The organism is Kitasatospora sp. NPDC015120 (genome assembly GCF_043080305.1).
Lineage (GTDB): Bacteria > Actinomycetota > Actinomycetes > Streptomycetales > Streptomycetaceae > Kitasatospora.
Genome location: NZ_JBIBVJ010000010.1, coordinates 58987 through 68148, shown reverse-complemented (window position 1 = coordinate 68148; position 9162 = coordinate 58987). Strand labels below are relative to the sequence as shown.

Annotated in this window: 5 protein-coding genes; all 5 read right to left on the bottom strand. The window is 76.4% G+C overall.

Annotated elements, in window-relative coordinates; all coding sequences use genetic code 11:
• Positions 1 to 3: 3 nt before the first annotated feature.
• Positions 4 to 1611, bottom strand: a complete 1608-nt coding sequence (locus ACF1AK_RS22695; protein ID WP_391500745.1) for a GMC oxidoreductase — start codon at positions 1609 to 1611, stop codon at positions 4 to 6.
• A 117-nt stretch (positions 1612 to 1728) separates the two neighbouring features.
• Positions 1729 to 1929: a ferredoxin gene (locus tag ACF1AK_RS22690; protein WP_391500631.1), complete on the bottom strand. Its 201-nt coding sequence runs from the start codon at positions 1927 to 1929 to the stop codon at positions 1729 to 1731.
• 9 nt (positions 1930 to 1938) lie between these two features.
• Positions 1939 to 3135: a cytochrome P450 gene (locus ACF1AK_RS22685; RefSeq protein ID WP_391500630.1), complete on the bottom strand. Its 1197-nt coding sequence runs from the start codon at positions 3133 to 3135 to the stop codon at positions 1939 to 1941.
• 319 nt (positions 3136 to 3454) lie between these two features.
• Positions 3455 to 6196: an ATP-binding protein gene (locus tag ACF1AK_RS22680; RefSeq protein WP_391500629.1), complete on the bottom strand. Its 2742-nt coding sequence runs from the start codon at positions 6194 to 6196 to the stop codon at positions 3455 to 3457.
• The gene (locus tag ACF1AK_RS22675; protein ID WP_391500628.1) at positions 6168 to 9155 is read right to left on the bottom strand and encodes an AAA family ATPase; all 2988 of its coding nucleotides are present in this window, start codon (positions 9153 to 9155) and stop codon (positions 6168 to 6170) included. Before ACF1AK_RS22675 ends, ACF1AK_RS22680 begins: the two co-directional genes overlap by 29 nt.
• Between the last annotated feature and the right edge of the window lie 7 nt (positions 9156 to 9162).

Genomic DNA, 9162 nt, shown 5'->3' with positions numbered 1-9162 from the left:
GTTCTAGCGGGCGGTGATGTCCTGCTGGATGATGCGCTCGATATTGCGCTCGGCCAGTGCCGTGATGGTCACGAACGGATTGACACCGATGGACCCCGGAATCAGTGAACCGTCGGTGACGTACAGGTTCTGGTAACCGGCGACCCGGCCGTAGCCGTCGGTCGCCTTTCCGAGCACGCAGCCGCCGAGCGGGTGGTAGCAGAAGTCGTCGGCGAAGTTCTTCGGCGAGCTGCCGAAGAGGTCGTAGCGGTACATCGTGGTGTTGGCCGCGTTGATCCGGTCGAACAGCGACTTGGCGGCGGCCACGGCGGGCGCGTTCTGGGCGCGGGTCCACCGGAGCCGGGCCCGGTCGGTGGCGGCGTCGTAGACGAAGGTGCCGCGCTGGGGGTTCTTGGTGATCGCCAGGTACAGGCTGACCCAGGTCTCCAGGCCGGCCGGCATCGGCGCGATCTCCGCGAAGACCGGGGCGGCGGCGTTGTCCCAGTCGTCGATGCCCAGCGCGGGGATCGAGGACTGGCGGGCGCCGGTGGGGTTCCACACGTGGTTGGCGCGCGCGGTCATGATGTTGCCGTTGGGGCCCCAGCCCGCCCCGACCTCGGCGTTGAGGTTCGGCAGCGTGCCGGTCTCCCGGGCGCGCACCAGCAGTTCGGTGGAGCCGAGGCTGCCGGCGCCCAGGAACAGGTGGCGACAGGAGATGTGCCTGGTCTCCACGACCTTCCCGCCGGTGTCGATCCGGTCCACGCCCAGCAGGTAGGTGCCGTCGGCCTGCCGGGTGATCGTCCGCACCTGGTGCAGCGTCTGGATCACGACCTTGCCGGTGCCCAGCGCGGCGGCCAGGTAGGTCTTGTCGAGGCTCTGCTTGCCGTGGTTGTTGCCGTAGATGACCTCGCCGGCCAGCGCGGACTTCGTCGCGGTGCCGGCCGCCTCCTGCTGCATGTAGCCGAAGTCGTAGACGTTGGGCACGAACACCGTGCCGAGGCCCGCCTTGGCCGCCGCCGCGCGGGAGACCCTCGCGTACTGGTACCACTCGGTCTGCTCGAACCAGCCCGGCGGGATGTGGTTCACCCTCAGCATGGTGTTGGCGCGCGGGAAGTACCGGTCGTACATCTCCTGGGAGTCGACCTGCGGGAGGACCTCCTCGAAGTACGAGCGCCGCGGCTGCACGGCCATGCCGCCGTTGACCAGCGAACCTCCGCCGACACCGCGCCCGACGTAGACGGACATCTGGTCGTAGGCGACCCGGTCCAGCACGCCGGTGTACGACTCGATGTCGCGGTTGACCACGTCGAGCCAGAGGAACGAGCCCAGCGGCGCCTCGGTGCGGGTCTTCAGCCAGCTGGAGCGCTTGTCCGGGCTGAGCATCCCGCAGTGGACGTTGCCGTCCGGGCCGGGCTGGTTCCACAGCTGGCCCATCTCCAGCATCAGCGTCCGGACGCCGGCCTCGCCCAGGCGCAGCGCGGAGACCGCCGCGCCGTAGCCGGTGCCGATCACCACGGCCGGCACGAAGGTGGCGTCGGGGCCGGCGCCCGGGCCGGGGGCGGCGGCGTGGGCACGGCCGGGGGCGGCGATCGTGGTGGTGCCGGCGAGGGCGGCCGCGCTCAGCGCGGCCATGCCGAGCAGGCGGCGGCGGGACAGGTTCTGGTTCTCGGACACGCTCTCTGTACCTGGCCTTCCGACCCGGGGACCGGGTCTTCGTCGAACGGGTGGTCTGGGTGGGGACCGCCGGGTTCAGCCGTTCTCGTGCACCGTGATGGCGGTGCACGGACAGCGGTGCGCCGCCTCGCGGACGGCGGGGTGGAGGGCGGTGGGCGGCTCGGCGTCGAGCAGGACGACGGTGCCGTCCTCGTCGTCCTGGTCGAACACCTCGGGCGCGGTCAGCGTGCACATGCCCGCGCTGCAGCAGAGCTCTTCGCTGATCTCGATCCGCATCGGCCCGGGCTACCAGGCCACCGGGAGCCGGTAGACGCCGTAGACCTGCATGTCGTGGCGGAGCCCGACCTCCTCGGGCGGCACCGCGAGGCGCAGGCCGGGGAAGCGCCGCAGCAGCGCGCTCAGGGCGCAGCGCAGCTCGATCCGGGCCAGCTGCTGGCCCAGGCACTGGTGGACGCCGTGGCCGAAGGCGAGGTGGTTGGCCATCACCCGGGTGACGTCCAGGTCCTCGGGCTCGGTGAAGCGCTCCGGGTCGCGGTTGGCGGCCGCCAGCGAGATCATGACCACCTCGCCCGCCTTGATCAGCCGGCCCTCGATCTCGACGTCCTCCAGCGCGGCGCGCGTGGGGCCGTGGTGCACGATGCTCAGGTACCGCAGCAGTTCCTCCACCGCGCCGTCCATCAGCGAGGGGTCGGCGCGCAGCGCGGCCAGCTGCCGGGGGTGGTTGAGCAGGGCGAAGGTGCTCAGGCCGATCTGGTTGGCGGTGGTCTCGTGCCCGGCGACCAGCAGCAGGAAGGCGATCGAGGTGAGCTCCTCGTCGGTGAGGTTGCCCCCGCCGGTGATCAGGCCGCTCAGGATGTCGTCCCCGGGCTCGGCGCGCTTGGCCAGGACCAGGCCGTGCAGGTAGGAGCCGAGGCTCGCGAAGGCCGCCGTGACGTCCTCGACGGAGGCGCCGAAGCTGCTCCAGACCTCGGCGTCGCGGTGGAACTTCGCGCGGTCCGCGTAGGGCACGCCGAGCAGTTCGGTGATCACCAGGGTGGGGATCGCGAGCGCGAAGTGCTCGAAGAGGTCGGCCGGGGAGCCGACCCGCTCCATCGCGTCCAGCCGCTCCTCGACGATCCGCTCGATCCACTCGGTGAGCAGGCGCATCCGCCGGACGGTGAACTCGCCGACGAGCAGCTTGCGGTAGCGCTGGTGCTCGGGGGCGTCGTGCTGGATGAACATGCCGGGCGGGGCCGCCGGCGATTCCTCCAGCACGGCGGAGCGGGGAACCGGCGGGTGCTTCAGTTCGCCCCGGGCGCTGAAACGGTTGTCGGAGAGCACCGCGCGGGCGGTGGAATATCCGGTCACCAGCCAGCCGAGGTGACCGTCCGCGAAAGCCATCCGGGATATCGGGGTTTCTTCGCGCAGTTTCCGGATCTCGGCCGGCGGGTCGAAGAATCCCTCGCGGACGGTGGTGAAAGTGGTGGGCTGTGCCGCGGTCATGTTCCGCCTTCCAGGAGTTCCCGAAGATTGTGCACGGGTACGGGGCCGCCTCACCCGTACCGCAATGTGCCGTGTCAGCCGCGGTCATGACACTAGGAAGGCGCAGGGAAGACTGTCAACGAAATCCAATACCCGCGGCACTAACCCTGTGGAGGCGGGGCCGGGGGTTCGGTCGCCCCGGGGTCCGGCGGGGACTTCGGTTCGGTACGGTTCGGTTCGGTCGGCCGCCGGTCCGCCCGCTCCCGCTTCGGTTCGGTCGGCGGCACCCCGGGGGTTCGGCGGGCCGCCCGGTGGCGGGCCGCCCCGGGGCGCCGCCGGCTCAGCCGAGCGGCTGCGGGTCGCCCGGCAGCAGGTGTGCCACGGCGGCGAGTTCGGCCCGCCCCGCGACGTCCAGCTTGCGGTACGCCTGGGTCAGGTGCTTCTCGACCGCCCGGGTGCCCACCGCGAGCCTGGTGGCGATCTCCTTGTTGGACGCCCCCTGGGCGGCGAGCGCGGCGACCCGGCGCTCGGCCCGGGTCAGCGCGGCCGGCCCCAGCGACTGGGCCAGCTCCCGCAGTTCCCGCGCGGCCCGCTCCGCCAGCCGGGGCGCGCCGCAGGCCAGCGCCCGTTCCCGGCCCCGGCGCAGATGCGCCTCGGCCTCCTCCGGCTGCCCCAGCGCCCGCAGCCGCTGGCCGAGCACCACGCCGGTCCTGGCCCGTTCCATCTCGTTGACCGCCCCCTCCAGGGTGGCCAGCGAGGCCCGCAGCAGCTCGATCCCGCCCTCGCCCCCGAGGAGTTCGCCCTTGACCCGCTGGGCGCGCCCGACCGGCCCGGGAGCGCCCCAGGCCAGCGCCCGCGCCAGTTCCTCGTCGACCAGCTCGTGGGCCTGCGCGGGCCGCCCCATCCGCAGCCACAGCCCCGCCGCCCAGGTCCGCCAGGGGACGACCGCGGGGTTGCGCCAGTCGGCCCGTTCGACCGAGCGCCCCCAGTCGAGCACGTACTCCAGCGCGGTCGGCAGGTCGCCGCGGGCCGCCGCGCCCGAAGCCCGCACCAACTGGAGCATCGAGGGACTGTGGCCGTGGTCGATGCTCTCCCCGTAGGCCTCCAGCAGACGGTCCGTCAGCTCGCCGTCGGTGGTCTCGATGGCGGCCCGCACCACGGCGGCCATCGACTGGATCGGTGCCCACCGCGCCGCCCCCAGGTCCAGCACCTCACGGGCCTGCGCCCGGGCTCGCGCGAACTGCCCCCGCGCCAGCAGCAGTTGGGTGAGCTCCAGGCCGATCAGCGCCTGCGGGACCGGCGCCCGCTCGCGGCGGGCGGCCTCCCCGGCGGCCTCCAGCCAGGGGCCGACGGTGTCGATCGCGTCCGCCGCGACGAGCGTGTCGGTCAGCAGCGGCAGGGCGGTGTACACATGGGCCGGCGAGGCGGGCTCGTAGCACAGGATCCGGTTCGCCAGCGGGGCGACCTCGGCGGCCGTCAGCCGCTGCGCCACGGTGGCCCCGTGCAGCAGGACGGTGACCAGCTCGCGTTCGGCCGCGGTGCGCAGCGGCGGGGTGGGGCCGAGGGCGCGCAGCCGGTCGACGGATCCGGCGAGCAGCCCGGGGCCGGCCACCGTCGCGTGCCGCAGCCGGGCCTCGATCCGCCGGCCGGGCTCCCGGTCGGCGCCGGCCGGCGACGGCGTCCCGGACAGCTCCTCGGCCGTCTTCGCGACCAGCTCCACGCTGGGCGGCGGGCAGCCGCCGAGCAGCGCGGGAGGGATCCACCGCACCGCCAGCGCCCGCTGCTCGGCCGACGGGAGCAGCAGCAGGGCCTGCATGACGTGCCGCACGGCGGCCGCCGGGTCGAAGGCCCGTTCGATGGCGGCCAGGTCCAGCAGCAGGGCGGCCCGCTCCTGCCCGCTCGGCGCCCCGTCCAGCAGCACTCGCCGCAGATAGCGCGCGGCCTCCTCCGGCGCCCCGCGGCGCACCGCCGCCGTGGCGGCCGAGCGCAGCACCTCGGCCGCCCAGCCGTCCTGGCACCAGGAGGTGGCCAGCAGCTGCGCCGCCGCCTGCTCGGCCGGGTACCCGGCGTCGTGGAGCAGGACGGCGGCGCGACGGCGGCCGTCCTCCTGCTCGGCCGGCGACAGCGACTCCTCGACCGCCTCGCGCACGTAGCGGTGGACGAAGGCCGGCGACGGCCCGCAGGAGAACAGGCCGAGCCGGCACAGCGCCCCGACCGCCTCGGAGCGGCCGGTCTCGTCGAGCCCCGCCAGCCGGCCCGCCAGCTCCGGGTCGGCGTGGTCGCCGAGCAGGGCGAGCGCCTTGGCCAGGGCCCTGACGGGGGCGGGCTGGGCTTCCAGGGCGACGAGCAGCCGCTCGCGCACGGCGGGCAGCCGCAGACCCGCGACCGCCCCGGCCGGGTCGGCGAACTTCCCGCCGGCCTCAGCGAGTTCGGCCAGGACGGCGGTCAGGAGCAGCGGGTTGCCGGCGCACGCCTCGTGGCAGGCGGCGGCCAGCGCCGGGTCCGCGGGCCGGTCGAGCCGGGCGGCCACCAGCGCCGCGGTGTCCGCCGGGGAGAGCGGCTCCAGCCGCAGCACGTGCGCGGCACGGTCGGACATCCCGTGGATCCGCGGCTGTTCCGCGTCCGGATCGCCCTCGCGCACCGCGACGACCAGGACGATGCGCAGGGTCGCCAGCCGCTGGGTCAGCCGGTCGAGCCAGCGCAGCGAGGCGGGGTCGGCCCACTGGAGGTCGTCCACCAGCAGCAGCAGCGGCTCGCGGGAGCTGAACTCGGCCACGGAGAAGAGGAGTTCGGTGAGGAACCGGGCATCGTGGGGCGGTTCGAAGGCCGCCCCGGGCAGCAGCGGCTCCAGGAGCTGGTCCACCACCCCGAGGGCGAGGTCCCGTTCCAGCAGGGCGCCGCTGGCGCCGAGCACCCGCAGGCCGCGCTGGCGCGCGAGCGGGGGCAGCGCCCGCAGCAGCGCGGTCCGGCCGGTCCCGATCCCGCCGGTGACGACGAGCAGCGAGCCCCGGCTGCGGGCGGCCGCCTCCATCGCCGCGGTGAGCGCGGCGAGTTCACGCCGCCGGCCGAACAGGCGCGCCATTCTCGTTCCTTTCGTCGCGCCCCAGCGCCCGGGCCAGCTCCGGACGACCGGAGATGCCCAGCTTGCGGTACGCCTTGGTCAGATGCAGTTCGACGGTGCGCAGCGTCACCGAGAGTTCGGCCGCGATGACCCGGTTGGCCAGCCCTTCGGCGGCCAGCGCGGCGACCCTCCGCTCGGCGGCGGTCAGGTCCGGCCTGGCCGGGCCGGGCGCCGCCGCTCCCGCCACCGGTCGCGGGCCGCCGGGCACCGGGGGCGCGACGGTGACCGGGGCGGGCGCCGGGGCGGGATCCGGGGCGGGATCAGGCACGGGCACCGGTTCGGGATCAGGCACGGGCACCGGTGCGGGCGGGCCGGCCCGGAGCACCGGACCGGCCGGCGCGAGGCCGCTCCGCAGCAGGCTGTCGATGGCGCCCAGGCCGGAGACCGCCGCCGTCCCCATCGCCACCAGCGCCTGCCGGAACTGCCAGCTCGCGGGTCCGTCGGCGAGGAGCCGCACCGCAGCCGTACCGAAGGCCGGTTCCCGGCCCGGTTCCCCGCCCTGCTCCGGTCCGGCGTCGCCCGCGGCCCGCAGGGCCCGCGCGAGCGTGCGCGGCGCACCCCAGGCCAGCGCGAGCCGGCGTTCCTCGGCGACCAGTTCGGCGGCCCCGGCGTCGTCCCCGGTCAGGGCGAGCGCCCGCGCGGACGCCGAACGCCAGGGCAGCAGGGCGGGGTTGGCCATCTGCCGGGCGAGCAGCAGCCGCCCGCACTCGCGCAGCTCGCCCAGCGCCCCCGCGCCGTCGCCGCGGGCCAGCCGCACCCGGCCCCGGGCGTAGGCCAGGAAGGCCCGGGCCATACTGCCCCCGGCCTCCTCCGGCCGCACCGGAGCGCCGGCCCGCTCGGCCCCGTCGAGGTCCCCCCGGGCCAGCCGCGCGAGCGTCCGCACGGCCCGCACGCCCGGGGCCACCTGCGGGTGCCAGCACCGCTCCGGCAGCGCCTCCTCGGCCCGTTCCAGCAGGCGTTCGGCCTCCTCGGCGCGGTCCTCGCCGAGGGTCGCCAGCGCCTTGATCAGCAGCGCCAGGGCGATGACGGCGGGGGCGTTGGCGCGGTGCGCGCGCGCCAGGACGGCGTCCAGGCCCAGCTGCGCCTCGGCCACGTCCTCGGTGAGGAGCAGCGCGTGGCAGGCCGCCACCCGGGCGGTCAGCGACGTCCCGTCCGGGGCCGCGGGCGACAGGGCGGCGCGGGCCAGCTCCCGGGCCCGGGTGAGGTCCCGCCCGTGCAGGGCCGCCAGCCAGGCGGCGGCGCCCGCCTCGGCGGGGTCGTCGGGCCGCTCGGGCAGGGCGGCCGGCTCCGGCCGGTGCGGCTCCTGCGCCGATCCGTCCTGGCCGTGCCTGGCCAGCCAGTACAGTGCCCGCAGCGCGGCGCGCTCCCGGTCGCCGACGCCCGGGCGGGCGCCGGCGCCGGCGATCAGCGGCACCGCCGAGGCGTAGTCGCCGCGCGCCACCAGCAGGTCGGCGGCGCGCACCCGGGCGGGCCCGGCGCTCGCGTCGGCCGGGGCGAGCAGCGCCTGGCGCAGGAAGCGGTCGCTGCTCTCCGGCGAACCGGGGAGCGCCAGGACACCGAGCTCGGTGAGGAGCTCCACCCGCAGCCGCGGGCCGACGGGTTCGCGCAGCGCACGCCGCAGCAGCCGCACCGAGGCCGCCGGGTCGCCGGCCACCCGCAGGCGCGCCGCCTCCCGCCGCAGCACCGCGACCGCCCAGGGCGCACCGATCACCCGGGCGCCGAGCAGCATCCCGGCCAGCGCGTCGTCCGGGAGCGCGGCCCGGTTGGCCAGCTCGGCCGCGCGGGCGAACAGGTGCTCGCGCCGCTCGGCTCCGAGGCCGGCCAGGGCAGCCTCGGCGGCCCGTTCGGCGCGGAACCGCGGCCGCTCCCCCGGCGCCAACAGGCCGCTCCCGGCGAGGAGTTCCAGGGCCTGGGCGGTGTCCACCGCCCGCGGCGACGCCAGGGCGGCGATCATCGCGGGGGAGCCGTGCGGCCCACACACCGCGATCGCCCGCAGCACCTCCACCAAGTCCTCCGGCAGCACGGCCAGGGTGCGCACCGCACGGTCGCGGACCGCCTCGCCCGCGCACCGGAGCAGCCGCGCCTCGCGGTCCCGGGCGTCCCGCCCCCGCGCCTCGCCGTCCCGCGCCTCGCGGCCCTGCGCCGCCGGACGGCCGGGCCGGGCGAAGCGCTCGGCCATCGCCCGCAGCACGGCCGGGTTGCCGTCCGCGGCCAGCGCGGCGGCCGCGGCGAGCTCCGGCTCGACCGGCTCCCCCAGCGCCTCCGCCAGCACCCGGCCCGCCCCGGCCGCCGAGAGCGGGGCGAGGTCGACGGCATGGCGGGCCACGACCCGCGGATCCGCCAGGGGACACAGCTCGATCCGCTCGCCGGGCCCCGGCGGCAGGGCGTCACTGCGGGCCGTCACCAGCAGCAGCGGGGCTCCGGCCAGCCGGCGCGCCAGCGTCCGGAGGAAGCGCAGCGACTCCCGGTCGGCCCACTGGACGTCGTCGACCACGACCAGCAGCGGCTGGCTGCGGGCCGCCGCGAGGAAGGCGCGGCACAACCGCCCGGTCAGTGCGCCGTCCTCCTCGGCACCGGGGCGCAGCAGTTCCCCCACCAGCGGCGAGGCCCGCGGTGCGAGGGCCGCGTACAGCTGGGCGGCCACCGCGTGGCGGACCCCCGTCTCCTCCCAGCACGCCTGTGCGCCGGCGACCCGCACCCCGGCCGCCGCGGCCAGTTCCCCGGCCCGGCGCAGCAGCGCGCTGCGCCCGGCGCCGGGCCCGCCCCGCACCTCGACCAGTGCCGAACGCCCCGCCCGCAGCCCGCGCAGCAGTTCGTCCAGCAGCCGTTCCTCGTGGTCCCGCTCGACCAGCCGCCCGCCCGGCGGGACGCTTCCGGCCCGCCCCGGGCGCACCGTCTCCCCGTTGTTCCCCTCGGCCACTGCCCGC

Coding starts and splice junctions, on each gene's coding strand:
- ACF1AK_RS22695 (WP_391500745.1), bottom strand. CDS start 1,611: ATGGCCGCGCTGAGCGCGGCCGCCCTCGCCGGCACCACCACGATCGCC.
- ACF1AK_RS22690 (WP_391500631.1), bottom strand. CDS start 1,929: ATGCGGATCGAGATCAGCGAAGAGCTCTGCTGCAGCGCGGGCATGTGC.
- ACF1AK_RS22685 (WP_391500630.1), bottom strand. CDS start 3,135: ATGACCGCGGCACAGCCCACCACTTTCACCACCGTCCGCGAGGGATTC.
- ACF1AK_RS22680 (WP_391500629.1), bottom strand. CDS start 6,196: ATGGCGCGCCTGTTCGGCCGGCGGCGTGAACTCGCCGCGCTCACCGCG.